The organism is Shimia sp. MMG029, from assembly GCF_027947445.1.
Classification (GTDB): Bacteria; Pseudomonadota; Alphaproteobacteria; order Rhodobacterales; family Rhodobacteraceae; genus Shimia.
The window spans coordinates 385403-410881 of sequence record NZ_JAQJIM010000001.1; the positions used below are offsets into that span (position 1 = coordinate 385403).

The following is a 25479-nucleotide window of genomic DNA, read 5'->3' on the forward strand; positions in this document are numbered from 1 at the left end:
GCTCCAAGCCATCCGCGCAAACCACTCCTCTCCCAAAAAAACGGGCTGACGCGAGGGCCAGCCCGACAGGGAGTGACCCGCGCGATGAGGTGCACGCGCGGGATCGGGAAGGTCTATCGGTTCATGCGGTTTTCGATGAGGTCGTCGACCACGCCGGGATCTGCCAGCGTGGAGGTGTCCCCCAGCGCGCCGTAGTCGTTTTCCGCGATTTTGCGCAGGATGCGGCGCATGATTTTGCCCGAACGCGTCTTCGGCAGGCCCGGCGCCCATTGGATCAGGTCAGGCGAAGCAATCGGACCGATTTCCGTGCGCACCCAGGTGCGCAGCTCTTTGCGCAGCTCCTCAGAGGGCTCGCGGTCGTTCATCAGGGTGACGTAGCAGTAGATGCCTTGCCCCTTGATGTCATGTGGGTAGCCGACGACAGCGGCCTCGGCCACGGCGGCATGCGCCACCAGCGCGCTTTCGACTTCGGCGGTGCCCATGCGGTGGCCGGAGACGTTGATCACGTCATCGACACGGCCGGTGATCCAATAGTCCCCATCCGCGTCGCGGCGGCAGCCGTCACCGGCAAAGTAATAGCCTTTGTAATCGGCAAAATAGGTTTTCTCAAACCGTTCGTGATCGCCCCAGACCGTGCGCATCTGTGAGGGCCAGCTGTCGGCAATCGCCAGCACGCCTTCTACAGCATTGCCCTCGATTTCCTCACCGGACTGCGGATCCAGCACCACCGGTTTCACGCCAAAGAAGGGCTTCATCGCCGCACCGGGTTTGGTGGCATGGGCGCCGGGCAGGGGGGTCATCATATGGCCGCCGGTCTCCGTCTGCCACCAGGTGTCGACAATCGGGCAATTGCCTTTGCCAACCACCTCATTGTACCAGGTCCAGGCCTCCGGGTTGATCGGCTCGCCCACGGTGCCAAGGATGCGCAGGGAGGAGAGATCACATTTCTCCACATACTCATTGCCTTGCCCCATCAGCGCGCGCAGCGCGGTGGGCGCGGTGTAGAATTGGTTCACCCGGTGCTTTTCACACACCTGCCAGAAGCGGGACGCATCCGGGTAGGTTGGCACGCCCTCAAACATCAGCGTGGTCGCGCCATTGGCGAGCGGCCCGTAGACGATGTAGCTGTGGCCTGTGACCCAGCCCACATCCGCCGTACACCAGAAGATGTCGCCGTCTTTGTAGTCAAAGGTGTATTCATGGGTCATCGCGGCATAAACGATGTAGCCGCCGGTGCTGTGCACCACGCCTTTGGGCTGGCCGGTGGAGCCGGATGTGTAAAGAATGAACAGCGGATCTTCGGCGCTCATCTCCGCAGGTTTGCAATAGTCGCCCACCTCCAGCGCCATTTCGTTGTAGTCGTAATCGCGCCCGTCAATCCATGTGGTCTGCTCGCCGGTGCGCTTCACCACCAGACATTTCACCGTGTCTTTGGTGTGCAGAAGCGCCGCATCGGTGTTGGATTTGAGCGCGGTCTTGCGCCCGCCACGCGGGGCGTAATCGGCGGTGATCACCACTTTGGCGTCACAGCCGTTGATGCGCGCCGCCAGCGCGTCGGGGCTGAAACCTGCAAACACGATCGAGTGGATCGCGCCGATGCGGGCGCAGGCCAGCATGGCATAGGCGGCCTCGGGGATCATCGGCAGATAGATCACCACGCGGTCGCCTTTGCGCACGCCCATGCTTTCCAGCACATTGGCCATGCGGCAGACGCGGCGGTGCAGATCTGCATAGGTGATCGACTGGGCCGGCTCTTTGGGATCATCCGGCTCAAAGATGATCGCCGCCTGATTGCCGCGGGTTTCCAGATGGCGGTCAATACAGTTGGCCGCCACATTGAGCGTGCCGTCCTCAAACCATTTGATGTCGATGTTGCCCGGCGCGAAAGAGGTGTTTTTCACCTTGGTGTAGGGCTTGATCCAGTCAATCCGCTGCCCATGCTCCCGCCAGAACCCCTCAGGGTCAGACATCGACGCCGCATACATCGCGTCATATTTCGCTGCGGTGATCGTGGCGTTTGCCGCCATCTCTTCCGATGGCGCGTAGGTTTTGTCAGACATGGTTTCCCCCCGAAAAGTCAAATTTGAGGCGAGGTTAGGGGGATGGGCCGCGAGGTCAAGCCCAGCTGTGTGTCCTCCCCCTAACTTGTTGAATCAAATCGCGAGGTATTCGGCGCGCAGCTCTTCGTTGCCAAGCACCTCGGCGGCGGCACCATCAAACACCACGGAGCCTGTATCCAGGATCACAGCGCGGTCGGCGAGCTCCAGCGCGCGCACGGCGTTCTGCTCTACGATGATGGTCGTGATGCCCTGTTCCTTGATGATGCGCAGGGTTTTTTCGATTTCATCCACGATCACCGGCGCGAGGCCCTCATAAGGCTCATCCAGAAGGAGGACCTTGAGGTCACGGGAGAGCGCGCGGGCGATGGCAAGCATTTGCTGTTCACCACCAGACAGGGTGACGCCTTCCTGTTTGCGGCGCTCACCCAGACGCGGGAAGAGCTCATAAAGACGTTCAATCGACCAACCGATGGGCGGGGCGATCTGCGCCAGCTGGATGTTCTCTTCCACGGTCAGGCCGGGAATGATGGAGCGATCTTCGGGTACAAGACCGATGCCTGCGCCGGCGGCCTCATAGGATTTCATCAGGTGCAGCGGCTGGTGATCCAGCCAGATCTCGCCGTGTGTGACCTGAGGGTCGTTCATGCGGGCGATGGACCGCAGGGTCGAAGTTTTGCCTGCGCCGTTGCGGCCCAGCAGGGCGAGGATTTCGCCCTCATGCACATTGAAGCTGATGTTTTGGACGATATAGCTCTCGCCATAGTAGCTCTCCATGTTCCAGACGGAGAGATAGGCGGGGGCGGTTTCGGCCAGATTGTGGCCTTTGGAGAAATCGGGTTTGACGTTCATTTTTCTACGCACTCCCAGTGAAGATTGTCTGATTTAACAGCGAGGTTTTTTCCGACCTGCGCGCAAATATTTAGAGATGTGAATTCTTGAAAGGTAACTTGTCGAATGTTGTCTCTCCCCGCGTGGACAGGTTCCTGACTCTCGACCAACACTAAAACTAGAACCCACATCCCACTCATTCCCTTAAGCGGTTTCACCAAGATACGCTTCGCGCACCTTCGGATGGCCTTTGATGTTTTCCGGATCGTCCTCCACCAGCGGTGTGCCCTGAGCCAGAACGGTGATGCGCTGCGCCAGCGAGAACACCACATGCATGTCGTGTTCGATGATGGCGATGGTGATGTCGCGCTCGTCGGAAATCTGTTTCAACAGGTCGATGGTGTTGTTTGTATCCGCGCGTGCCATGCCGGCGGTGGGTTCATCCAGCAGCAACAGGCGCGGCTCTTGTGCCAGACACATGCCGATCTCAAGGCGGCGTTTGTCCCCGCGCGACATGGAGGCTGCATGCATGTGACGCTTGTCGGCCATATTCATGTCTTCAAGCATGTTTTCAGCACGCTCAACCACATCTTTTTCGCTGAACATATTGGCAATGGCTTGCAGTGAAAACGCCCCGTCCCGTTTGGCAAAGCAGGGGATCATCATGTTTTCCATTACGGTGAGTTCGCCAAAGATTTCTGGCGTTTGGAACACGCGGGAGATGCCCATCTGGTTGATCTCATGCGGCGTGCGGCCCAGAACGGACTGGCCGTCAAACATGACAGAGCCCGTATCTGGAATGAGCTTGCCCACAAGGCAGTTCAGCAGGGTGGATTTCCCGGCCCCATTGGGGCCGATAATCGCGTGCACGCTGTTTTCCTTAACGGAAAGGTTCACATCAGACAGCGCCTGAAGACCACCAAACCGCTTTCCTACGTCTTTGACTTCGAGAATTCCCATCTGTCCGTCTCCTTATTCTGCGGGTTCTGTGGAGGCCTTGGGGCCATCTTCGTCGGTGGTTTTCTTGCGGCTCAGGGCGCGGGCGATGCGTTGGCCGCCCTCAACCAGACCACCGGGCAGGTAGATCACCACAAGCATGAAGATGATGCCAAGTGTCAGGTGCCAGCCTTTGCCGATGAAGGGGTAGATGATGGTGATCACGAACTCCTCAAGACCATCGGGCAGGAAGGCAAACCACTGATGCAAAACGTCCTTGTTGATCTTGGACAGGATGTTTTCCATGTATTTGATCGCACCTGCGCCCAGAACCGGGCCGATCAGCGTACCCACACCGCCGAGGATGGTCATCAGAACCACTTCGCCAGAGGCTGTCCAGAACATTCGCTCTGGGCCGACCTGTGTGTCCATCGCCACCAGGAGACCGCCCGCAAGGCCAGCATACATGCCGGAGATCACAAAGGCCGCCAGTGTGTGGGGGCGCGGGTTCAGACCGGTGTAGGACATGCGGGTCTGATTGGATTTGATCGCACGCAGCATCATGCCAAAAGGCGAGCGGAAGATGCGGATGGCCAGATAGAAGCTTGCCAGCATGGCGATGGCGGCAATGTAGTAGCCCGCGTTGAAGGTGAAGAGCCAGTCGCCCACGTTCAGCTCAAAGCTGGCGCGCATGTCCATGCCAAACAGGTTGGCACGGCCAATCTCGCCCTCTTCCAGATTGGAGAGCAGCGGGCGGTCGGTGGATTTGATCTGCAGGCCGGTTTCGCCGCCGGTGATGGGCGTCAGCACGGAGTAGGCCAGCGCATAAGACATCTGTGCAAAAGCGAGCGTCAGGATCGAGAAGTAGATGCCGGAGCGGCGCAGGGTGATGTACCCCACAGCAACAGCAAAGATGCCTGACACAATGATGCCCATGAAAATGGCTGGGATCACATTGAGCGACACCAGTTTCATCATCCAGATCGCGCCATAAGAGCCCACACCCAGGAAGGCGGCGTGACCAAAGCTGAGGTAGCCGGTCAGGCCAAAGAGGATGTTGAAGCCGATGGCAAAGATGCCGAAGATGACAAAGCGCTGCATCAGATCGGGGTAGCCCGCATTGAACTGCGCCATGGCGGAGCTTTCCGGGAAGGGGTTGAGGATGAAGGGTGCCAGCAATGTCAGCCCGGCAACCACCAGCAGGAGCTGGAAATCTTTCTTTTCGAGACCGAGCATTGGTTATTCCTCCATGACGCCCTTGCGGCCCATAAGGCCCCGTGGACGGGTCAGCAAAATGATGATGGCAACGAGGTAGATGATGATCTGGTTGAGACCCGGAAGGATCGCCAGAACCTCGCGCATGGAGGCAAAGCTCTCAAGAATACCCAGCAGGAAGCCTGCGAGCACGGCGCCGGGCAGGCTGCCCATGCCGCCCACAACCACAACCACGAAGCTCAGGACCAGAAAGTCCATGCCCATGTGGTAGTTGGGCGAGTTGATTGGCGTGTACATGACCCCGGCGAGCCCCGCGACCGCAGCGGCCAGACCAAACATGATGGTGAAGCGACGGTCGATGTTGATGCCCAGAAGGCCCACGGTTTCACGATCGGCCATGCCGGCGCGGACAACCATGCCAAAGGTGGTGAATTGCAGGAAGGCAAACACGGCACCAATGATGAGCGCGGCAAAGACAAAGTAGATGATGCGCCAGTAGGGGTAGATGATCAGATTGGGATCAAACCCAAGCGCTGCACCAAAATCAAACGACCCGGTAAAGGCCTGTGGGGCCGGGGTCGGGATTGGGTTTGCGCCGTAGAAATACTTGATCACTTCCTGCAACACGATCGCCAGACCAAAGGTCACAAGGATCTGATCCGCATGAGGGCGGGTGTAGAAATGTTTGATCAGGCCGCGCTCCATAATGAAGCCGACGGCCATCATCACCGGAATGGCAAAGAGGATCGACAGCGGGACGGCCCAGTCAATGATGGCGTCACCTGTCGCAACGCCAAAAATATCATGCACGTAAGGCACTTCGACCTTGGCCGGGTTGCCCAGAAAGTCGGTTTTTGTCTCATCAATGATGGTGTGAGAGAGTGTCAGAATGCGGCTGAGGGTGACAGCGCAGAAGGCGCCGATCATGAACAACGCCCCATGCGCGAAGTTCACCACCCCAAGGGTGCCAAAGATCAAGGTCAGGCCGAGAGCGATCAGCGCATAAGCTGAGCCCTTATCAAGGCCATTCAGAATTTGAAGGATGATTGCTTCCATCGGTCCGTCCCTATGTTGTCCGGAGAGGCCGGTTAGGCGTGAAGGGGGCGGGCATGTGGCTGCCCGCCCGAAACGCGCTTATGCGCCGTTGTTGCAGCTGCCCAGAGAGGCTTCTGCGCCACCCATCTGTGGGTGATCAGGCTGGTACATGACCTGCTCAACCGGGGTGACTTCAACGATTTCCAGAAGGTCGAACTCGGAGCTTGGGTTCTCTTTACCCTTCACAACCAGCACGTCTTTGAAGCACTGGTGATCGGCGCCACGATAAAGCGTCTTGCCGTTGCCCAGACCATCAAACTCATAGTCTTCCAGAGCCTCAGCCACTGCACATGGCGCAAAAGAGCCAGCGCGCTCACAGGCATCTGCATAAAGCAGGGTCTGCACGTAGGTGGTGTGTGCTGCCTGAGAGGGTGGGAAGCCATATTTGGTGCCGAAGGATTTCACGAAGGCTTTGGAACCCTCATCGGTCAGCGACCAGTGCCAGTTGGTGGAGCCAAAGATGCCTTTCACGTTGGCACCTGCACCTTTCGCCATCAGGCGAGAGTAAAGCGGAACGATGATCTGGAAGTCTTTGCCGTTCACCTGCTTGTCACGCAGACCAAACTGAACCGCGTTGGTCAGCGAGTTCACCATGTTGCCGCCGTAGTGGTTCAGAACCAGCGTATCGGCACCAGATTGCAGAACCGGCGCAATATAGGAGGAGAAGTCGGTCTGTGTGAGCGGAGTTTTCACCGCGGCAACGGTTTCCCAGCCCATGGCTTCTGTGGAGGCTTTCACTGCCTCTTCTGTGGTGTAGCCCCAGTTGTAGTCGGCTGTCAGGTGATAGGCTTTACGGTCTTTGCCGTAGGCGCCTGCCAGAACGGGCGCCAGCGCGGCACCGGACATGTAGGAGTTAAAGAAGTGGCGGAAGCCATTGGCTTTGCGGTCTTTACCCGTGGTGTCGTTGGAGTGGGTCAGGCCCGCCATAAAGATCACGCCAGCCTCTTGGCAGAGCGCTTGTACGGCCACAGCCACACCGGAGGACGAGCCGCCTGTGATCATGATGGCGCCGTCTTTTTCGATCATCGACTTGGCAGAGGCGCGCGCCGCGTCAGATTTGGTTTGGGTGTCGCCGGTGACGAACTCAACCTTTTTGCCGAGGATGCCGTTGCCTTGCAGCGCCTTGGAGCTGAAGGTGTTCATCATGCCGCCGTCGCCGCCGCCATTGAGGTGCTCAACCGCCAGCTGATAGGCGCGCAGCTCGTCTGCGCCTTCATCCGCATAGGGACCTGTCTGTGGCACGTTGAAGCCCAAAGTCACGGTGCTGCCGGTTGGCTCGTTGGTGTAGGCGTGCGCGGACTGCGCCGTGAAGATGGTTGGCAGCGCCAGACCTGCGCCGGTGACAGCGCTCGTTTTAAGCAAGCCACGACGTGTAAAGTTGCTTTTGGACATATAATCCTCCCGTTTTGTAAAGTGCGACAGGGGCTCCTCTTCCCCGGACGTCGCGTGCACAGTTGTGCAGATTTATTATCGGAGGCGCGCCGAAAATTTCGCAACAACTGCTTTTCTTGAAACAATTTTTTTGTAAAGTAATTCGCACTGCTTCGCAGCAATTTGTAAATTACTTATTCTGCGACGCAGAAGGTCGTTGTTTTTGAAGCGAAACGTTGGGAGGACGTGATGCCACAAAGCGGACTGGCTGGGAGCCGTATACGAGAGCGGCGTCTGGTTGCAAAGGTGCGTCAGGCTGATCTGGCCGAACGCGTGGGAATTTCTGCGAGTTATCTCAACCTGATCGAGCACAATCGGCGCCGGATCGGGGGCAAGCTGCTCAATGATATTGCCAAGGCGCTGGGCGTGGAGGCTTCGCTGCTCAGCGAGGGGGCTGAGGCGACATTGCTGGCCAACCTGCGAGAGGCGGCGGCGGATGCGCAGACGGTTGCGCCTGAAGTGGCGCGCAGCGATGAGTTTGCCGGCCGATTTCCGGGGTTTGCGGCGCTGATCGCAGAGCAGCACAGGCGCCTGCGCAGTCTGGAGCACACCGCGGCGACTTTGACTGACCGGCTTACGCATGACCCGCATTTGGCGACCTCAGTACATGAAATGCTGAGCATGGTGACCGCGATCCGATCCACCGCTGGCATTCTTGCGGACACAAAGGAGCTTGAGCCAGAGTGGCGCAATCGCTTTCACCGCAACCTGAATGAAGACAGCCAACGGCTGGCCGAAGGGGCGGAGCAGTTGGTGGCCTATCTGGATGATGCGGGAGACGCGCGCGCCGGCATGACGTTGCCGCTTGAGGAAGTGGAGTCAATGTTGCAGGCGCATGCTTTTCAGTTTGATGCGCTGGGCGAGGCCCCGCTTGAGGCATTGCAGACTTTTGTGGCCAACCAGCCGCATCTGACAACAGAGGCGGCGCGGGATATGGCGCTGACCGTGGTGCGCCAGTTGCGCGCGGATGCACGGGCGTTGCCAATCGAGATGATGGCACGCGTGCTGCGGGACGGCCCAGTTGCGCCGGAACGGATCGCTGGGGAAACCGGCGCGCCGCTTAGCGCGGTCTTGCGGCGCCTTGCTGCGGTGTCTGACAGCCTGTTGGCGCAGCCATTTGGACTGGTGATGTGCGATGCGGCGGGCACGTTGATGTTGCGCAAGCCTGTGGAGGGGTTTGCTGTTCCGCGGTTTTCCGGCGCTTGTCCGAAGTGGCCCTTGTTTCAGGCCCTGTCGCGCCCGATGCAGCCTTTGCGCCAGCGTCTGACGATGACGGGGCGAGAAGCGCGGGACTTTGACTGCTATGCCGTGTCCGAGCCGATTGGGCAGATGCAGGTCAATCTCGCGCCGCTGTATCATTCCTATATGTTGATCATTCCGATAGATGTCGCAGATGACTCCGGCGCCCCGGTGGGATCAAGCTGCCGCGTTTGCCCGCTGGATCAATGTGATGGCCGTCGCGAACCCTCACTTCTGGCGGCGCGCGCATGATCGAAGAATTCCTCTTGGCTTTTGCCAAGGCGCCGCTAAAAATGGACCACCGTTTGTGGACTTTCGGGGAGGGGAGGCTACATGGGCAAAAATGTACTAGTCATCGAAGATGAGCCCAACATCATCGAAGCAATCAGCTTTATTCTGTCGCGAGACGGCTGGTCTGTCGCGACTCATTCCAATGGTCATGATGCTGTTGGTGTGGTGACAGAGGCGTTGCCCGATGTTGTGATTCTCGATGTGATGCTGCCCGGCAAGAGCGGCTATGACATTCTGCGCGAATTGCGCGACGCAGAGGAAACACGCAAGATACCGGTGTTGATGCTGACCGCGAAAGGCCAGGTGAAAGACCGAGAAATGGCGGAGCGCGCTGGCGCAAGCCGGTTTATGACCAAGCCATTTTCCAATGCTGAGGTGTTGGACGCGGTGCGCGAGTTGGTGGTCAGCTGAGCGGTGACAAGGCGGCAAAGTGGGGCGAAGGGTGTGATGAGTGGCATGGGTGATGAGTGATCGACCCAATATTCCGTTTCTGGAGCGCCAGAGCTATCGTCGGCGGCGGCTGATCGACACCATTCGTATGGTGCCGGTGGTGGGGGCTGTGCTGTGGTCTGTGCCATTGCTGTGGCCGACGCCGGAAGAGGGCGCAGGCAGCGTCGCCACCTCAGATGCGATCATCTATATCTTTCTGGTGTGGCTGGGGCTGGTGGTGTTTGGCGGCTGGTTTGCCTTCATGATGAAGCGCAGCGATGCGCAGGAGGAAGGTAGGGGCCGCTGATGGGGGCGCTCAATATCCTTGTGGGCGTCTGCCTGATCTATGTCGCCTTTCTGTTTCTGGTGGCATTCGCGGCGGAGCGCGCGGCGATCAATGGCAAAGGCGGATGGCTGCGCAGCCCTCTGATCTACACGCTGTCACTGTCTATTTATTGCACCGCCTGGACGTTTTATGGCGCGGTTGGCTATGCAGCACGCTCAGGACTTGAGTATCTGACCATCTATATCGGGCCGTCGCTGGTGATGATTGGCTGGTGGTGGCTGTTGCGAAAACTGGTGCGCATCGGGCGCTCGCAGCGCATCACATCCATTGCGGATTTGATCTCTTCACGTTACGGAAAATCCAATTCTCTCGCTGTGGGCGTAACAATTTTGGCGGTGATTGGAACAACACCGTATATTGCGTTGCAGCTGCAATCAGTCACTGTGAGTTTTGGTGTTTTTTCAGATGCTTATGGGGCGGAGCTCACCGAGGAAACGCACGGGAATAACGCACTCTTGGTGGCCTTTGGCTTGGCGCTTTTCACCATTATTTTCGGTACGCGCAATCTGGATGCCAATGAGCGCCACCACGGGGTGGTCATGGCGATTGCGGTGGAAGCGATTGTCAAACTGTTTGCTCTTTTGGCAGTGGGCGCCTTTGTTGTCTGGGGGGTCGCTGGTGGTATGAGCGACATTTTTGCCAGGATTGACGCAAGCGAGATCGGCACCTGGCAAATGCGTGGTGATCGCTGGGCCACGTTGATTTTTCTCTCTGCTGCTGCGTTTCTGTGTCTGCCGCGCATGTTTCAGGTCATGGTCGTTGAGAACGAAGATGAGGATCATCTGCGCACTGCGAGCTGGGCGTTTCCATTTTACCTGATGGTGATGAGCCTGTTTGTGGTGCCGATTGCGGTGGTCGGGCTGGACATGATGCCGCCGGGCACCAACCCTGATTTCTTTGTGCTGACTCTGCCTCTGGCCACCGGCAATGATGGGCTGGCGATGCTGTCGTTCCTTGGTGGATTTTCCAGCGCGACCTCCATGGTGATTGTGGCGGCGCTGGCGCTGTCGACCATGGTGTCCAACCATATTGTGATGCCGATCTGGTTGAGCACGCAAAGTGGCGGGGCAACGGTATCTGGCGATGTGCGCCACGTGGTTTTGCTGTCGCGCCGGATCTCCATCGCGGCGGTGGTGTTTCTGGGCTATCTCTATTTCCGCCTGTCCGGCGGTGGGGCAGCGCTGGCCTCGATTGGTTTGATTTCCTTTGCCGGGGTGGCGCAATTTCTGCCGGTGTTGATTGGCGGGATCTTCTGGCGGGGCGCGACGCGCACAGGGGCGTTTGTGGGGCTGAGCGTTGGCTTTCTGATCTGGGCCTACACGCTGTTGTTGCCCAGTTTCGGGACCGGCACTTTGATTGGCGAGGCGGTTTTGAGCGAGGGGCCGTTTGGTCTTGGATGGCTGCGCCCGGAAGCGTTTTTTGGCATCACCGGGATGGATCCGCTGGTGCATGCAATTTTCTGGTCGATGCTGCTCAACACATTGAGCTTTTTCATTGCCTCGCTGGTTGGGTTTCCCTCACCGCTGGAGCGGCTGCAGGGGGCGCAATTTGTCAATGTGTTTGAGCACAGCCGCACGCCGCAAAGCTGGAGCGGGAGCCTTGCGCAGAGCGAGGATCTGATGGTGATGGCGCAGCGCATTATTGGCGCGCGTGAGGCGCAGCGCCTGTTTGAGCGTGAGGCACGGCGGCAAGGGGTGAGCGGGCTGGTGCCAGAGCCGTCGCCTGATTTTCTGCAGGTGCTGGAGCGCGAGCTGGCGGGATCGGTCGGGGCGGCAACGGCCCATGCGATGATCGGGCAGATTGTGGGCGGCGCGTCCGTCTCGGTAGAAGATCTGATGGCTGTGGCGGATGAAACCGCGCAGATGATGGAGTATTCCTCCCGGCTTGAGGCGAAATCCGAGGAGCAGGCGCGCACCGCACGGCAGCTGCGGCAGGCCAATGAGAAGCTCACGCAGATTTCTGAGCAGAAGGATGCCTTCCTCAGCCAAGTCAGCCATGAGTTGCGCACGCCGATGACCTCAATCCGCGCCTTTTCAGAGATTTTGCGCGACAGTGATCGCCTGAGTGCCAAGGAAAAAGTGCGCTATAGTTCGATCATTCACGATGAGGCCATCCGTCTGACGCGCCTGCTGGACGATCTTCTGGATCTGAGTGTGCTTGAAAACGGTCAGGTGAGTCTGAACGAGCAGAGCGGCATATTGGGAGATGTGCTGGATCATTCCCTGTCCAGCGCATTGACGGGCAATCAGGATGTGGAACTTAGGGTGATGCGCGACCGGTTGTCAGAGCAGATGACCCTGACCACGGATCTTGATCGGCTGAGCCAGGTTTTCATCAATCTCATTGGAAATGCACAGAAATATTGCGATGCAGAGAAGCCCGAGTTGCAGATTGCCGCGCGCCATGAGCAGGGCCATTTGATTGTGGATTTCATCGACAATGGCAGCGGGATCTCAAAGTCCGATCAGGCTTTGATCTTTGAAAAATTTGCCCGCACCGGTGTGCAAAAAGTCAGCGGCGCGGGGCTCGGGTTGGCGATTTGCCGAGAGATCATGACCCGCCTTGGGGGCTCGATTGACTATCTGCCGGGGCAGGGTGGCGCCGCGTTTCGGGTGATCTTGCCGCTGTCGGCGGCGCTGGCGGCGCAATAAGCAGATTTTGAATGATTTTTGGCTGGGTTTTAGCGGCTTTGTAGAGGTGCTGTTAACCTTATTGGGGCAAATCTGCCGTGGAACGGATCCACAATTATGGCAGTGACGAACATGGCCGAGAGCAAAGGCAGCTCCATACTTCGACGCAAGGCAACAGACGGCAGCACCGAGCAGAAAGCGCGTGCGATGTCGCCCACCAAGGCGATGCGCCTTGGGATGGCCAAAGCGGCTGAGCAGGGGCTTGATCTGGCGCTTGATGTGACCAAGGTGAGCCATAGCACTTTGCCCCACCGCGCCTTGCAGGAAATTCTGGACGAAGAGAGCCTGCTGGCAATCCTTGAGGGTCAGAATGGCGAACCCGGCGCTCTGGCGATGGACATGCAGGTGCTGGCAGGTCTGGTTGAGTTTCAGACGCTTGGGCAGGTGATCCCACGGCCAGTTGTGGATCGTGTGCCGACGCGTGTGGATGCGGCGCTGATCACCCCGTTGATGGAAGATGCGCTGATGCGTTTTGTGCGCAATCTCGGCGAGGAAGGTGTGCCACCCAAATGGCTGCAGCACTACAAGTTTGGCGCTATGGCCGCAGACCGGCGCACGCTGTCTTTGGGGATGACCGCACAAGACTACCATATGTTTGTCATGGACATCACGTTGGAACATGGCAAGAAATCGGGCACCATGGCCTGGATTTTCCCAGACATTGAAGTGCTGGTCGAAAACGAAGGCGAAGACACTGAAACCAGCGCCGAGAAGTTCCAGAAGAGCATCAAACAAGCCACCACAACGCTGAATGCGGTGATTGGTAAGGTCACCATGCCGATTGCGCAGATCCAATCCCTTAAAGTGGGCGAAATGCTGGTGTTGCCGGAAGACCCGATCAAATCCGCCAAGCTTGAAGCGATGGACGGCGAAGTGATTGCGGACGCGCGCATTGGTCAGCTGGAAGGCATGCGGGCAGTGTGTGTGCCGGGGCTGGCAGCCGCGGTCGCAAGTGCAACGGGCTTGGCAGCGACCCCGGATATGGGCGGCGTTGACATGCCTGATATGGGAGGCATGCCCGATATGGGTGGTGGCCTGCCAGACGTGGCGGGGGCCTTGCCAGATATGAGTGGCGGCCTGCCTGATATGGGCGGAGATCTGCCCGCGATGGGCGGCATGCCGGACCTTGATGGCGGCGGCTTGCCTGATCTTGGTGGGGATCTGCCTGATCTTGGAGGTGGCCTGCCCGATCTGGATGGCGGCGGTTTGCCCGACCTTGGCGGGGATCTGCCTGACCTTGGTGGGGACCTTCCTGCGCTTGAACCGATGGGCGATCTTGGCATCGGTCTGGATGACGGCGGTGAAGACTTCAGCGATCTGGATGATCTGGATGATCTGATCCAGCTTGGGGCCGACGATATTGGAGACCCGATGGCGCTGGCCGATATGGATCTGACCGGAAGCTGAAGTCAGACCCAATAAAAAAGCCCCGTAGTGTCGGGGCTTTTGTTTTATGTCAGGGGCTTATGTGTTGCTTTTCATGCTGTCGAGATGGGGCTTTAGGCCGCTGATATCATAGCCGCCCTGCGCCGCTGCGTTGACAATTTCGTCGGAGTCCATGTCGCCTGCATGTGCCAAGGCCCAGCAGATTGTAGAGCGTGTGCCTGATCGGCAATAGGCCAGTACCTTGCCCTCACAGGCTGCGAGACTGTCGCGTTGCAGGGCCTGACGGTCTGCTGTCATGGTTTCCATAGTCAGCGGGTTCACCACATATTTTAGGCCTGCCGCTTCCGCCGCAATGCGCATGGTTTCGCTATGCTGATCGGGGCCCACTTCGCCATCTGGTCGATTGTTGATGACAAGCCCAAATCCAGCCTCGGCCAGGGCGGTGAAATCGTCTGCGTCAATCTGTGGCGCAGCGAAGAAGCGGTCGGTGATCTGACGAATATCCATGCAGATTGCTTACTCGGCAGGAACCGCTCTGTCTAGCTGTGTGCGCACGGCTGGAGCGATTGCCATGCCTGCCAGCATGGCTGCAAAAAACGCCCAATGTGGCCATCCGCCGTAGCTGAGCGATGCAATGGCGGGTCCGGGGCACAAACCGGCCAATCCCCAGCCCACACCAAATAGAAGCGATCCCAGCACAAGGTTGCGCCCAATTTTTGGCTCTGCGGGTTTGGGGAAGCTTGCGCCGACAAGCGGCTTGCGCCCTTCTGCGATTCGCCAGGCTATGGCCATCGGAATGATCGCGCCCCCCATCACGAAGGCCAGCGTTGGATCCCATGTGCCAAACACATCAAGCCAGCCTTGAACTTTGGCTGTGTCTGTCATGCCAGACAGAAAGAGCCCCGTGCCAAACAGGCCACCTGCGAGGAATGCAAAAAAGAGACGGGGCATCAGATCACTCCCAAAAGATGACGGAAGAGGGCGACGGTTAAGCCGCCTGCGAGGATGTAAAACACGGTGGCGACGATGCCGCGCAAGGACAGGCGCGACATGCCACAGACCCCGTGGCCTGAGGTGCAGCCATTTGCCATGCGCGTGCCAATGCCCACGCAGAGGCCAGCGGCGATCAAAATCGGCAGGTTGGTGGTTGCATGGGTGTCGACCGCGCCCGTTGCTGGCAGCAGCAGAAGTGGCAGGGCAAAAACACCCAACAAGAAGGCGACGCGTTCGCCCCAGTTGCTGCGCCCGGAGCCGTCGATCAGGCCGCCCAAAATACCGCTCGCCCCCATGATACGGCCGTTGGCGAGCAGGAAAACCGCGCCACCCGTGCCAATGAGAAGGCCACCAGCCAGTCCCCAGAGCCAATCGGAGGAGAGAGTATCAAACATGTGAAATCCTTTATTAACAGCAGCTTGAAAGTTAAAGCTTGTTTATTGGAACCTTAAGGAACACCGCGCCGTCATCATCCGGTTCGGGCATATTGCCAGCGCGCATGTTCACTTGCAGGGACGGAATGATGAGTTTCGGCATCGACAGGGTGGCATCACGAGCATCACGCATGGCAACAAAGCTTTCCTGATCGGCCTCGGCACCAACGTGAATGTTCTTGGCCTTTTGTTCACCGACTGTGGTTTCCCAGGCAAATTCATCCCGCCCCGGTGCTTTGTAGTCGTGGCCCACAAAGATGCGGGTCTCGTCTGGCAGGGACAGAATTTTCTGAATGGAAGAGAACAGCTCTGCTGAGGAGCCGCCGGGGAAGTCGCAGCGGGCGGTGCCAAAGTCGGGCATGAACAGCGTGTCGCCCACAAAAGCCGCATCGCCAATCACATAGGTCATGCAGGCCGGCGTGTGGCCTGGCGTGTGCAGCACATCGCAGCGCATTTGACCCACCATGAAACTGTCGCCGTCAGAAAACAGCTGATCAAATTGCGAGCCGTCGCGCTGAAACTCGGTGCCTTCGTTGAAGATCTTGCCAAAGGTATCCTGCACCAACGTGATGTTTTTGCCGATGCCGATTTGTCCACCGAGCTTTTCCTGCAAGTAGGGGGCGGCAGACAGGTGATCGGCGTGGACATGGCTTTCCAGGATCCATTCCACTTTCAGACCATTGGCGGTGACATGGGCAATGATGGCGTCGGCAGATTTCGTGTCCGTGCGTCCGGCGGCGTGGTCAAAATCCAGTACGCTATCAATGATTGCACAGGCTGTGCCTTGCGCATCTTTTGCCACAAAGGAGATCGTATTTGTGGCCTCATCAAAAAAGGCTGTGACGTCTGGCTTCATCAAAATTCCTCCATAGGCTGCACATATAATAAAAACTGCATATGTTTCAAGGGGTGGTTTGCCCGTTGATGTGCGTTCATACCCGTGTGGCCGCGAACTCAGGCTTGCGCAGGAGAGGCAGGCCGCTAAACTCTGAAAACACAAAGACTTGCACAATAGAGTTGTCAGGGTTGAGGCATGACGCAGTTGTTAGACTACCGTATCGAGGGAGGGGTTGCGATCCTTTCTCTGCAAAAGCCGCCCGCAGAGCTGCGCGGCGCGCCCGTGCGTCTTGCGGTGCAGGAGGCGCTCCTGCGTGCCTTGGACGATCAAATGGTTGGGGCGATTGCCTTGATTGGGGCGGCTGGTGATTTTGCAGGGGGGAGCGACTATGCCGAAATTGGCGCCCCCAAGAACCCGCTGCGGCTTGCTGATCTGTGTAACGCAGTGGAGGCCGCGTCTAAGCCAGTGGTGATTGGTTTGTCCGGCGCTGTTGTGGGAGGGGGGCTGGAGTTTGCACTGGCCTGTCATTATCGCGTGGCGGACAGGGGCGCACAATTTGCCATGCCAGAGGTTGCGCTGGGGGTGATTCCCGGTGCTGGTGCAACGCAACGCGCGCCCCGTCTTATGGGCGCGGATGCGGCGCTGAAACTCTTGCTAGCAGGGGCTGTTTTGTCGCCCGATGCGCCAGAAATGAAGGCAGTGGTGGATGACATCGCGGACGGCGAGGTGGACGAGGCGGCAGTGCTGTTTGCACTGACCTGTATCGCGACGTTCAAACCGGCCCGACCGACGCGGGATGTGACTGTGGGGATCAGCGATTTTGCCGGGCATCAGGCCACGATTGATGCCTGGCGTAAGCGGTTGCCCGCACAGGGGCAGGATGCTGCGCATGCGATTGTGGAATGTGTGCGTGTGGCGCCACTCTTGCCAATTGATGTGGGGCTGGACTTTGAGAGAGATCGTTTTGAGGAATTGCTGAACGGGCCGCAGCGAAAAGCGTTGCAACATGTGGCGTTGGCGGAGCGGAAAGATGTGCGGCTGTCGGCTGCGGCTGGGGTGCCTGCGCGTGCCGTGCGCAGGCTCGGTGTGATCGTGGGGCGTGACCGTCTGGGGGCCGAACTTGCGCTGGCAGGGTTGCGCGCTGGGTTTGAGGTGATGTTGGTCGCCCAGCTGCCGGTTTCACTTGAGCTGGCCTACAAGCGGATAGACGCAGTGCTGAACCGCCAGCTGGAGCGCGGCCAGATTTCGCCTGATCAGTCAGACAAGATGCGCGCGGCGCTGTCGATCCGCAAGGATCTGGTGGCGCTGCGTGCCGTTGAAATGGTGATTGATGCGGTGGGGCTTGGCCGCGAGGTATCCCGCCAACTGGTGACGCAGCTGGATGGCATTGTGGAGGACGGCACCCTGATTGTCGTACATGATCCAGAGGCGCCGCTTGAGATTTTGGCGCAAGCCACGGAAAGCCCGCAAGATCTGTTGGGGCTTTATGTGCCCAATATGTATCTGCGCACGTCAGGGGCAGAGGTGGCTGTGGGAGGGCACACCTCCACGGTTGCGATCGCCACCTGTTTTGATGTTCTGACCAGAATGGGCCTCTTCCCCGTGCAAGCTGGGGCGCAAGGGGGCTTGATCGGCCAGACGGTCATGGGGGCCTGTGTGGCGGCCGCGGAAGATTTGTTGCGTATGGGGGGCGACCCCTACGAGATTGACCGCATTTTACAGCGCTGGGGCATGGTGCGTGGGCCGTTTCAGGTGGCGGACGCGTTGGGGTTGAACGCCCCAGGATTGCGGGCGGCTGGAGCCAGCCTGTCGGCCACATTGTATGACAGCGGGCGCGAAGGGCGCGATATGCGCAAGGGGTGGTATCTCTACTCAGCAGAACACCCTTTGGGGGCGGAGGATGCGCACACGCAGGACCTTTTGACAGCGGCCTTGGCGGAGGACAGCCGCCCAATGCCCAAGACCGGACGCAAAGAAGCGGATGTGATACGCACCTGTCTGGCGGCCATGGCCAATGCCGGTGCGCAGCTGTTGCGCCGCGGGGTGGTGAAAGCCCCAGCTGAGATCGACGTTGCTATGATCCACGGGTTTGGCTTCCCGCGTTGGCGGGGCGGGCCAATGATGGCAAGCGACCAGATGGGATTGATCCCATTGCGCACGCAATTGCGGGTTTTGGCCGAAGGGGGGCAGGCGCAGTGGCAGCCTGAGCCTATATTTGATGAGTTGATTAAAGAGGCGCGCGGATTTGACAGTTTGAATGCGCTGACAGGTGGTTAAGAGAAAGAAATCCCAACCATCACCACCATAAGGCCGATGACGGACAGAAACAGCGCCCCCATGTTGAGCGGCACAACTTTCTGAACAGCGGCGCGTAGCTCTTCGTCAGAGAGGCCAGCGCGTTTGGCCTTGGCGACTTTCACGATGGAGAGCATGAGGCCCAGCAGACCAATCAGCGACAGGAGGGCGCCGCCCCAGATCATCCATTGCATGTGGTGTTCCTTCAATTGCGAGGCCGGGCCGTTGGGGCCGCGTCAGCCGTGAAAAGCGCCTAGCGGATTGTGGGGCAGGGATCAAGCATCGGCGCGCCTTGTGCGACAAACCGGGGCAGAGGCCCCATGTTGCGAGAGAATTGGCCGATGCACGCGGAGTGCCTCTTGCATGGCAGCGCGCTTTGCGGTCTATACGGGCCTTATTAATTGGCGTCTGAGCAGGCGTCGTGGGTGTTGCGGGGTGTCCCGAACACGCGCATCAGGCAAGACAAGAGGTCACTTATGAGCGAAGGCACATCGTCAGACTCCCAATACAGCGTCACCGGTCAGGAGCTGAAGCAATTCATCGAGCGCGTGGAGCGTTTGGAAGAAGAAAAGAAAGAAGTGTCTGAGCAGATCAAAGAGGTCTTTGCTGAGATGAAAGGCCGTGGATTTGATGTGAAGGCGATCCGCACGATACTGCGCGAGCGCAAGCAGGATCCAAACGACATTGCCGAGCAAGAGGCAGTGATCGACATGTACAAAGCGGCGCTTGGCATGGGATAACCTGCGCTGTCGCAGAGTTCACACGGATTGGAACGGCTCCTTTGGGGGCCGTTTTGTTTTTTGAGGTGTCAGGGTTTTGAGATGTCAGGGGTGGAGCAATGTCACGCCGGGAATGCGCCCGATGTGAAAGACATCTTCGTCGTAAGCATCAGACATGTCTTCAACCATGTCTGACGTCCAGCCGGGCAGGTCGAGCTCTTCTTCGATTTCGTCTTCAATAGCAAACTTGTCGAGGAACGCTGCATATATCCGGCGTTTTTGAATTTCCGTTACTCCAGGATTGTCCGCCATGAATTTGGTCAGGCGTGTGGAGCCTTCCTCCGTCATGATATCATGCAGCAGATCCATTCCGCCTGACATTGGCGTGTTGGGATCCAGACCAGCCATTTCGCGCAGCACTTCTTCCCAGATCAGCGGCGTGTCCTCATTGCACCACACTGTGATCGGTATATGCAGGACCGCTTCACGCATGCGCAAAATCAGCTCCGACCAGCGCAGCAGCATCGGATCACAATTGTCGGTGATCTCCTCAACGCTGTGGCGCGGTGCGGCGCGCACCAGTGCAGGCACAAAGGTCGCCGGGTTGCGGATAGAGAGAAAGATCTCTACCTCTTCTCCGTAAAACAGCTTTGACAAGCCGCACAGGCGATCAGTCGCATTAGGAAAGAAGGTGTTGTTGCGAATAACGCGTCGGGGCACGCCGAAGAAATTGTCGTTTGACATCACAAGGCGCTCGGGAGTGGACGTCCCGATCATGCCAGAGAGCAGGGCCCCCTTGTGGTCTGTGGCCAGAACTTCGTTTGCCATATTGGAAAGTGTGTCGCGCAACTGGCGCCGATAGCTGCTTGGCCGCGGCAATGCGATGCCATGGCGTGCAAGCAACGCCTCGTCCTGAGAAAGGCTGCGAAGCAGTTTTCCCTCATCGGTGTAGTGTGCGCCTGCGTGTAGGACAATCTGCATGTTCTTTTCGTTTTTGGATTGTGCTTGCGCTAAGTATAGCTTCGATTCTGGACAGTGAAACCAGATTCAGGCAACAGAAAGGCCTGACAAAGGAAAACGCCGTGAAAACTACCGCTTCCTCGACCCAGGCTGGCGCCGAATTGATTGCTTCTGACGCTGGCGGAGCCTTGCGGCGCTTGCCATGGCTGGATGCCTGGTCTGTTGGGGCGCTGATCATTGCTGCCCTTGTGCTGGCACCTATTCTGGCTGTGGTCTGGATTGCCTTTCACCCGGTGGAAAACATCTGGCCACATATGATGTCGACCACCTTGCCGCGCTATATGCGCAATACCTTGATTCTGATGGTGTCCGTCGGGACGCTGGCGGCAACGATGGGGGCCACGACGGCCTGGCTTGTCTCTCGCTATCGGTTTTTGGGCGCGCGCTGGATCGAATGGGCGCTGTTGCTGCCGCTCGCGATCCCGGCCTATGTCGGCGCTTATGCGCTGGTCGATTTCCTTGAATATGCCGGGCCTGTGCAAACCGGCTTGCGCACGCTGTTTGGCTGGCAGACCAGCCGGGATTATTGGTTCCCTGAAATCAGGTCGATGGGGGCTGCGGTTCTGGTGCTGTCGGCGGCGCTGTTTCCTTATGTATACATCTTGGCGCGCGCCGCGTTTCGCGAGCAATCCGGCGCAGGCGAAGAAGTCGCACGTTCATTGGGGGCAGGGGCCTTTGCCCGGTTCTGGCGGATTGGTTTGCCGCTGGCGCGCCCAGCGATCGCAGCAGGCACTGCCATTGTGATGATGGAGACGGTGAACGATTTTGGCACCGTGGATTATTTTGCAGTGCAGACCCTGACCACAGGCATTTTTAGCGTCTGGCTGGAAAGCAACAACGCAGGCGGTGCTGCGCAGCTTTCCAGTGTGGTGTTGATGTTGGTGATTGTCTTGGTCACGATGGAAAAAGTGAGCCGCCGGAAAGTGCAGTTCTTCAATCTGAGCACCCGTCAGCGCGCGCCAGAGCGCACGCATCTGCGCGGTTTGCCCAGTGCCTTGGCCTTTGCCTTTTGCTTGTTGCCTTTTGCGCTGGGCTTTGTTCTGCCATTTTCGGTGATTGCCCATCAGGCGATTGGCAATCTGGACCGCTGGCAGGATCCTGCGTTGTTGACGGCTCTGCTTAATACGCTGCGCGTGGGTGGGATCGCCGCCGCGCTGACAGTAACTGCAGGGGTCTTTATGGTATATGGTGTGCGCCTGTCTGGCCGCAGCCTGCCTCGCCTTTTGCTGCCCATCACGACGATTGGTTACGCCGCACCAGGGGCGGTGCTGGGGGTTGGCATTCTGCTGCCTCTGGCTGCAATGGATCACACACTTGCAGATTTCATCGAGGCGTTGACCGGCAGCCCGACCGGGCTTGTGCTGACGGGCACGTCGTTTGCCCTGATTCTGGCCTATAGTGTGCGATTCTTTGCGATTGCGCAGGGGGCCGCGGATGGGGCGATGGGGCGAGTCGCGCCAAGTCTGCCGCTCGCGGCACGCTCATTGGGCCGCAGCCGGGCGCAAGTGCTTTGGGAAATTTATCTGCCATTGGTGCGTGCCTCGATCGGGTCTGCGCTGCTTTTGGTGTTTGTCGATTGCGTGAAAGAGCTTCCAGCGACCATGCTGTTGCGGCCATTTAACTTTGATACATTGGCCACACGGGTGCATGAACAGGCCAGTTTGGAGAACCTCGGCGACGCCAGCCCGGGCGCAATTTTGATCGTCTTGGTCGGACTTGTCGCGGTTGGATTGCTTGCGCGTGCAAATAGATAAAAAAACCTCTTGCAGCCCCCGCGCCAAACCCTTAGACGAAGCTCCAGTGCCCCTATAGCTCAGCTGGTAGAGCAACTGATTTGTAATCAGTAGGTCCGCGGTTCGAGTCCGTGTGGGGGCACCATCACATTTCAGAAAATCGATTACATCCCCTTTAAAACAAGGGCTTGGTTCATGTTTTGTCGTGTTGTGCAGCACACTTTGGCACACACACGGAGCACACAAGATGGCTTTGACGATGAAGATTCGGCATGTGGATACGCTGGCAAATGGCGTGCTGCGGTTTCGCCGTAGGTTCCCCAAAGAAGTCGCTGAAAATCTTGGTCAAGGGTTCCTGCAGGTTCACATTCGCAATCGTGAGGGCATCGCTTTTCAGCGTGAGTATCAGGCGATTATGGCGGAGTTTGATCGGATAGTCTCAGACACGCGCGGAAAGCTTGGCGAGCGTGACCCAAGGCCCCTGGCCGGGACATCTGATCGTTTGATTTTTTCGCAAGCGGGTTTGACTGGGTTTGAAACCCAAATCGGGGGCGATCGAGCCGAATGGGGCAGAACAGATGGGGGAGGATGGCAGCCCGGCAGTGCTCAAATCGGAGTGCTGGAACTTGGGGCGGAAAAAGTGCTACACGGCGCCATCGGTGCTACATTCTGTAGCGCTGCACCCAAAAACGGGGCTAAATCGGGCCAAAACGAGGAAAACGGTGAAGATGGCGGATTCGAAAAACCAAGAAAAATCAGGGTTTTCCGAAGTGAGGCGCGCCGCGCGCCTGTCCGTGGCACCCATGATGGACTGGACCGACCGCCATTGCCGCTATTTGCACCGTCTGCTGTCAAAAGAAACGCTGCTGTACACCGAAATGGTCACAGCGCCGGCATTGGTGCGGGGTGGGGCGGTGCATTTGCTTGATTTCAGTAAGGAGGAGCATCCGATTGCGCTGCAGCTTGGGGGCTCTGATCCTGAGGAGCTTGGTAAAGCCGCCAAGCTCGCACAAGCGCGCGGCTATGATGAGATCAACCTTAACTGCGGCTGTCCAAGTGATCGGGTGCAGTCTGGCACTTTTGGTGCGGTTTTGATGCGCACGCCGGATTTGGTCGCCGATTGCATGAAGGCCATTCAGGATGCTGTATCGGTGGAGGCCACGGTGAAATGCCGCATTGGGGTGGACGATCAGATCCCCGAAGAGGTGCTGCCCCACTTTTTAGAGACCATGGCAAAGGCCGGGGTTACGCGGATCTCTGTCCATGCGCGCAAAGCCTGGCTGCAGGGGCTGAGCCCGAAAGAAAACCGCGACATTCCGCCACTGGATTACCCGCTGGTGCATCGCATGAAACTTGCTTTTCCTGAGCTGCATATTTCTCTGAACGGGGGCATTGAAACCCTTGAACAGGCAGAGCAACATCTGGCGCAGGGCCTGGATGGGGTGATGATCGGGCGTGCGGCCTATCACACGCCGTCTGATGTTCTTTGTGCCGCCGACCGGCGTATTTTTGACACTGGTGACGACAGCGATCCAATCGAGGTGGTGCAGCAAATGCTGCCCTATATCGAGGCGCACCTTTCCCAAGGTGGCAAGTTGCATCAGGTGACGCGCCATATGCTGGGCCTGTTTGCCGGGCGTCCCGGCGCGCGGGCGTGGCGACGCTATCTGTCGGAACATGCCACGGCCAAATCCGCCGGGCCGGATACGGTCTTGGCTGCGCTTGCGCATGTGACACAGTCCGCCGCCTGAGGCGTGGGGCAGGCGCAGTTTGGTCACGGCTGCGTGACGCAGCGCAGGCCCACTTTGGCATTGCTTGCAGCAGGGCAGAATTTCGGCTTTACCTTCGCGCGCGAACAACCTGCGGAGCCAACGATGTCCCAAGATCCAGCCCTTCTACTACAAATGCTTGCGCTTTTGCTGGCCATTGGCGCGCTTGCGGGCGTCTTGGCCGGCTTGTTGGGCGTGGGCGGCGGCATTGTGCTTGTGCCTGCGTTTTTTTACGCCTTCTCCGCACTTGGCTATGACGGGCCGCAGCTGATGCAGATCTGTCTGGCCACCTCTCTGGCAACCATCATCGTGACGTCGCTGCGCTCTGTGGCGAGCCATAATAAAAAAGGCGCGGTAGGCTGGCAGATCCTGCGCGGCTGGGCTCCCGGTATTGCGGTTGGGGCAATCATTGGTGTGATGGTGGCGGCCAACCTACGCTCGGTGACCTTGCAGATCGTCTTTGGCTGTCTGGCGCTGGTGATTGGCGCCTACATGGGGCTTGGCAAAGCGCATTGGCGTCTGGGCCAAGAGATGCCCAAAGCCGCCAAGCGGCTCACACTCAGCCCGGCTGTGGGCTTTCTGTCGGTGTTGATGGGCATCGGTGGCGGCAGTTTTGGCGTGCCGTTGATGACCTTGTTCAACGTGCCGATCCACCGTGCGGTGGCAACGGCAGCAGGCTTTGGCGTGACCATCGCCGTGCCTGCGGTGATCGGCTTTCTGTTTGTGGAGATTGACCCTGCAAACCGCCCGCCACTGACCCTTGGTGCGGTCAATATGGTGGCGTTTTTCATCATCATTGCAATGACTTTGATGACCGCGCCTCTGGGCGTGAAGCTCGCCCATGCCATGGATCCCAAGCCGCTCAAACGCGTGTTTGCGGTGTTCTTGACGCTGGTCGCTCTCAATATGCTGCGCAAGGCCTTCGGATGGTAAATGTCTCGCTTGAACGCGGCTGGGCCAAGCTGCCTTATGATGCCGCAGTTCATGATTGGGCCAAAACCGCCTGGCAGGCGGGGCAATTGGCGATGCGTAAGCCTGAGCATGCGCAGTGGTGGGATTGCGAAGACACCTGGTTCATTGGTGTCGATGCGCTGCCCAATGATGCAGCGGGCGCGATCGATGGTGGGGCGCCTCTGAGTGGCGCACCGGTTGAGGCGATCCGCGCACTTTACGGCACGGTGTTGCCGTTGCATGCGGGGCAGCTGTCCGTCACCCGTCCGGGCTATCCGCGGCCACGTTTGGGGGAAACGGAAGTCGGGTTCCGCTATCGACAGAACCGCGACGCAGCGCATTTGGATGGGCTTCAGAAAGGCGAAGATGGCGGGCGCTACATAGCGGAGCCTCACGCCTGGATCCTTGGGCTGCCGCTGACGCAAAACACGGCGGAGCAGGCGCCTCTGGTGATCTGGGAAGGCAGCCATAACATCCTGCAATCCGCACTGATTGAGGCGCTGTCAGACGTGCCGGAAGCGGCCTGGGCGCAGACCGACATTCGCGTTGCCTATCAGGCTGCGCGCAAACAGGTTTTTGAAACCTGCAAACGCGTGACGGTCTGTGCAAACCCTGGCGAAGCAATCCTGATGCACCGGCTGTGTCTGCATGGGGTGGCGGCGTGGTCAGGTGAGTCGCAAAAACAACTTGAAGATGAGTGTCGCGCGATTGCCTATTTCCGACCGATTCTGCCTGAAGGTGCAGCGCCTTGGTTAATAGATCCGTGATGGATGGGCGGGTT

The 25479-nt window shown here is 58.5% G+C and carries 23 protein-coding genes and 1 tRNA gene; 12 read left to right on the plus strand and 12 right to left on the minus strand.

What is annotated here, in order from left to right; all coding sequences use genetic code 11:
• Positions 1-113 precede the first annotated feature (113 nt).
• The 6 genes from acs to PJL69_RS01945 form a co-directional block, all read right to left on the minus strand.
• The gene (gene acs, locus PJL69_RS01920) at positions 114-2060 is read right to left on the minus strand and encodes an acetate--CoA ligase (RefSeq protein ID WP_271308149.1); all 1947 of its coding nucleotides are present in this window, start codon (positions 2058-2060) and stop codon (positions 114-116) included.
• Between the two features lie 93 nt (positions 2061-2153).
• Entirely contained in the window at positions 2154-2909 is a 756-nt protein-coding gene (locus PJL69_RS01925) for an ABC transporter ATP-binding protein (RefSeq protein WP_271308150.1), read from the minus strand.
• 183 nt (positions 2910-3092) lie between these two features.
• Positions 3093-3848 carry an ABC transporter ATP-binding protein gene (locus tag PJL69_RS01930; RefSeq protein WP_271308151.1) on the minus strand — a complete coding sequence of 252 codons (756 nt, stop codon included), beginning with the start codon at positions 3846-3848 and terminating at the stop codon, positions 3093-3095.
• A gap of 12 nt (positions 3849-3860) precedes the next feature.
• On the minus strand, positions 3861-5060 hold the full coding sequence (locus PJL69_RS01935) for a branched-chain amino acid ABC transporter permease (RefSeq protein WP_271308152.1): 1200 nt from the start codon (positions 5058-5060) through the stop codon (positions 3861-3863).
• 3 nt (positions 5061-5063) lie between these two features.
• Entirely contained in the window at positions 5064-6095 is a 1032-nt protein-coding gene (locus tag PJL69_RS01940; RefSeq protein WP_209097371.1) for a branched-chain amino acid ABC transporter permease, read from the minus strand.
• A 78-nt stretch (positions 6096-6173) separates the two neighbouring features.
• Complete coding sequence (locus tag PJL69_RS01945) at positions 6174-7526, minus strand: substrate-binding protein (RefSeq protein ID WP_271308153.1); 1353 nt, start codon at positions 7524-7526, stop codon at positions 6174-6176.
• A gap of 228 nt (positions 7527-7754) precedes the next feature.
• On the opposite strand from PJL69_RS01945, the gene PJL69_RS01950 reads away from it, so the two are divergent.
• From PJL69_RS01950 to PJL69_RS01970, 5 genes are all read left to right on the plus strand, one after another.
• A complete protein-coding gene (locus tag PJL69_RS01950) occupies positions 7755-9056 on the plus strand; it encodes a helix-turn-helix transcriptional regulator (RefSeq protein ID WP_271308154.1) in 1302 nt (433 codons plus the stop codon).
• Positions 9057-9137: 81 nt separating this feature from the next.
• Positions 9138-9506: a response regulator transcription factor gene (locus PJL69_RS01955; RefSeq protein ID WP_209097368.1), complete on the plus strand. Its 369-nt coding sequence runs from the start codon at positions 9138-9140 to the stop codon at positions 9504-9506.
• Between the two features lie 52 nt (positions 9507-9558).
• Entirely contained in the window at positions 9559-9831 is a 273-nt protein-coding gene (locus PJL69_RS01960) for a hypothetical protein (protein WP_209097367.1), read from the plus strand.
• Positions 9831-12521 (plus strand): ATP-binding protein, encoded by a 2691-nt coding sequence (locus PJL69_RS01965; RefSeq protein ID WP_271308155.1) that lies wholly within the window; start codon positions 9831-9833, stop codon positions 12519-12521. Before PJL69_RS01960 ends, PJL69_RS01965 begins: the two co-directional genes overlap by 1 nt.
• A 96-nt stretch (positions 12522-12617) precedes the next feature.
• Complete coding sequence (locus tag PJL69_RS01970; protein WP_271308156.1) at positions 12618-13967, plus strand: FliM/FliN family flagellar motor C-terminal domain-containing protein; 1350 nt, start codon at positions 12618-12620, stop codon at positions 13965-13967.
• Between the two features lie 57 nt (positions 13968-14024).
• On the opposite strand, the gene PJL69_RS01975 is transcribed toward PJL69_RS01970, so the two are convergent.
• Genes PJL69_RS01975 through PJL69_RS01990 form a run of 4 tightly spaced genes read right to left on the minus strand, consistent with a single transcriptional unit; the run spans position 14025 to position 16229 of the window.
• Positions 14025-14453 (minus strand): TIGR01244 family sulfur transferase, encoded by a 429-nt coding sequence (locus PJL69_RS01975; RefSeq protein WP_271308157.1) that lies wholly within the window; start codon positions 14451-14453, stop codon positions 14025-14027.
• Positions 14454-14462: 9 nt separating this feature from the next.
• Positions 14463-14897: a DUF6691 family protein gene (locus PJL69_RS01980; protein ID WP_271308158.1), complete on the minus strand. Its 435-nt coding sequence runs from the start codon at positions 14895-14897 to the stop codon at positions 14463-14465.
• Positions 14897-15334, minus strand: coding sequence for a YeeE/YedE family protein (locus tag PJL69_RS01985; RefSeq protein ID WP_271308159.1), 438 nt, complete (start codon positions 15332-15334; stop codon positions 14897-14899). Before PJL69_RS01985 ends, PJL69_RS01980 begins: the two co-directional genes overlap by 1 nt.
• Before the next feature lie 31 nt (positions 15335-15365).
• Positions 15366-16229: an MBL fold metallo-hydrolase gene (locus PJL69_RS01990; protein WP_271308160.1), complete on the minus strand. Its 864-nt coding sequence runs from the start codon at positions 16227-16229 to the stop codon at positions 15366-15368.
• 177 nt (positions 16230-16406) lie between these two features.
• Between PJL69_RS01990 and PJL69_RS01995 the strand changes: the two genes are divergently transcribed.
• Positions 16407-18488, plus strand: coding sequence for an enoyl-CoA hydratase-related protein (locus PJL69_RS01995; protein ID WP_271308161.1), 2082 nt, complete (start codon positions 16407-16409; stop codon positions 18486-18488).
• Here PJL69_RS01995 and PJL69_RS02000 read toward each other — a convergent pair.
• Positions 18485-18700, minus strand: coding sequence for a hypothetical protein (locus PJL69_RS02000; RefSeq protein ID WP_209063101.1), 216 nt, complete (start codon positions 18698-18700; stop codon positions 18485-18487). The two genes, PJL69_RS01995 and PJL69_RS02000, sit on opposite strands and share 4 nt — an antisense overlap.
• A 282-nt stretch (positions 18701-18982) precedes the next feature.
• Here PJL69_RS02000 and PJL69_RS02005 point away from each other — a divergent pair, with 282 nt between their 5' ends.
• Positions 18983-19246 (plus strand): DUF2312 domain-containing protein, encoded by a 264-nt coding sequence (locus PJL69_RS02005; protein WP_209063099.1) that lies wholly within the window; start codon positions 18983-18985, stop codon positions 19244-19246.
• Between the two features lie 84 nt (positions 19247-19330).
• On the opposite strand, the gene PJL69_RS02010 is transcribed toward PJL69_RS02005, so the two are convergent.
• Positions 19331-20206 carry a hypothetical protein gene (locus PJL69_RS02010; protein ID WP_271308162.1) on the minus strand — a complete coding sequence of 292 codons (876 nt, stop codon included), beginning with the start codon at positions 20204-20206 and terminating at the stop codon, positions 19331-19333.
• A 140-nt stretch (positions 20207-20346) separates the two neighbouring features.
• Between PJL69_RS02010 and PJL69_RS02015 the strand changes: the two genes are divergently transcribed.
• From PJL69_RS02015 to PJL69_RS02035, 5 genes are all read left to right on the plus strand, one after another.
• A complete protein-coding gene (locus PJL69_RS02015; protein ID WP_441347455.1) occupies positions 20347-21999 on the plus strand; it encodes an ABC transporter permease in 1653 nt (550 codons plus the stop codon).
• Positions 22000-22047: 48 nt separating this feature from the next.
• Positions 22048-22123, plus strand: a tRNA-Thr gene (locus PJL69_RS02020).
• Between the two features lie 583 nt (positions 22124-22706).
• Positions 22707-23729 carry a tRNA dihydrouridine(20/20a) synthase DusA gene (dusA, locus tag PJL69_RS02025; protein ID WP_271308163.1) on the plus strand — a complete coding sequence of 341 codons (1023 nt, stop codon included), beginning with the start codon at positions 22707-22709 and terminating at the stop codon, positions 23727-23729.
• A 123-nt stretch (positions 23730-23852) separates the two neighbouring features.
• The gene (locus PJL69_RS02030) at positions 23853-24680 is read left to right on the plus strand and encodes a sulfite exporter TauE/SafE family protein (protein ID WP_271308164.1); all 828 of its coding nucleotides are present in this window, start codon (positions 23853-23855) and stop codon (positions 24678-24680) included.
• A complete protein-coding gene (locus tag PJL69_RS02035; RefSeq protein ID WP_271308165.1) occupies positions 24674-25465 on the plus strand; it encodes a hypothetical protein in 792 nt (263 codons plus the stop codon). The genes PJL69_RS02030 and PJL69_RS02035 overlap by 7 nt, the downstream gene beginning before the upstream one ends.
• Positions 25466-25479: the final 14 nt, after the last annotated feature.

What these genes read in the sequence shown, in the direction of transcription:
- PJL69_RS01945 (WP_271308153.1), bottom strand. Translation starts at nt 7,526, where the DNA reads ATGTCCAAAAGCAACTTTACACGTCGTGGCTTGCTTAAAACGAGCGCT.
- PJL69_RS01935 (WP_271308152.1), bottom strand. Translation starts at nt 5,060, where the DNA reads ATGCTCGGTCTCGAAAAGAAAGATTTCCAGCTCCTGCTGGTGGTTGCC.
- PJL69_RS02030 (WP_271308164.1), top strand. Translation starts at nt 23,853, where the DNA reads ATGTCCCAAGATCCAGCCCTTCTACTACAAATGCTTGCGCTTTTGCTG.
- PJL69_RS01925 (WP_271308150.1), bottom strand. Translation starts at nt 2,909, where the DNA reads ATGAACGTCAAACCCGATTTCTCCAAAGGCCACAATCTGGCCGAAACC.
- PJL69_RS01985 (WP_271308159.1), bottom strand. Translation starts at nt 15,334, where the DNA reads ATGTTTGATACTCTCTCCTCCGATTGGCTCTGGGGACTGGCTGGTGGC.
- PJL69_RS01975 (WP_271308157.1), bottom strand. Translation starts at nt 14,453, where the DNA reads ATGGATATTCGTCAGATCACCGACCGCTTCTTCGCTGCGCCACAGATT.
- PJL69_RS01955 (WP_209097368.1), top strand. Translation starts at nt 9,138, where the DNA reads ATGGGCAAAAATGTACTAGTCATCGAAGATGAGCCCAACATCATCGAA.
- PJL69_RS01990 (WP_271308160.1), bottom strand. Translation starts at nt 16,229, where the DNA reads ATGAAGCCAGACGTCACAGCCTTTTTTGATGAGGCCACAAATACGATC.
- PJL69_RS01960 (WP_209097367.1), top strand. Translation starts at nt 9,559, where the DNA reads ATGAGTGATCGACCCAATATTCCGTTTCTGGAGCGCCAGAGCTATCGT.
- PJL69_RS02010 (WP_271308162.1), bottom strand. Translation starts at nt 20,206, where the DNA reads ATGCAGATTGTCCTACACGCAGGCGCACACTACACCGATGAGGGAAAA.
- PJL69_RS01995 (WP_271308161.1), top strand. Translation starts at nt 16,407, where the DNA reads ATGACGCAGTTGTTAGACTACCGTATCGAGGGAGGGGTTGCGATCCTT.
- PJL69_RS02000 (WP_209063101.1), bottom strand. Translation starts at nt 18,700, where the DNA reads ATGCAATGGATGATCTGGGGCGGCGCCCTCCTGTCGCTGATTGGTCTG.
- PJL69_RS01965 (WP_271308155.1), top strand. Translation starts at nt 9,831, where the DNA reads ATGGGGGCGCTCAATATCCTTGTGGGCGTCTGCCTGATCTATGTCGCC.
- acs (WP_271308149.1), bottom strand. Translation starts at nt 2,060, where the DNA reads ATGTCTGACAAAACCTACGCGCCATCGGAAGAGATGGCGGCAAACGCC.
- PJL69_RS01980 (WP_271308158.1), bottom strand. Translation starts at nt 14,897, where the DNA reads ATGCCCCGTCTCTTTTTTGCATTCCTCGCAGGTGGCCTGTTTGGCACG.
- PJL69_RS01970 (WP_271308156.1), top strand. Translation starts at nt 12,618, where the DNA reads ATGGCAGTGACGAACATGGCCGAGAGCAAAGGCAGCTCCATACTTCGA.
- PJL69_RS02035 (WP_271308165.1), top strand. Translation starts at nt 24,674, where the DNA reads ATGGTAAATGTCTCGCTTGAACGCGGCTGGGCCAAGCTGCCTTATGAT.
- PJL69_RS01950 (WP_271308154.1), top strand. Translation starts at nt 7,755, where the DNA reads ATGCCACAAAGCGGACTGGCTGGGAGCCGTATACGAGAGCGGCGTCTG.
- PJL69_RS01940 (WP_209097371.1), bottom strand. Translation starts at nt 6,095, where the DNA reads ATGGAAGCAATCATCCTTCAAATTCTGAATGGCCTTGATAAGGGCTCA.
- PJL69_RS01930 (WP_271308151.1), bottom strand. Translation starts at nt 3,848, where the DNA reads ATGGGAATTCTCGAAGTCAAAGACGTAGGAAAGCGGTTTGGTGGTCTT.
- PJL69_RS02005 (WP_209063099.1), top strand. Translation starts at nt 18,983, where the DNA reads ATGAGCGAAGGCACATCGTCAGACTCCCAATACAGCGTCACCGGTCAG.
- dusA (WP_271308163.1), top strand. Translation starts at nt 22,707, where the DNA reads ATGGCGGATTCGAAAAACCAAGAAAAATCAGGGTTTTCCGAAGTGAGG.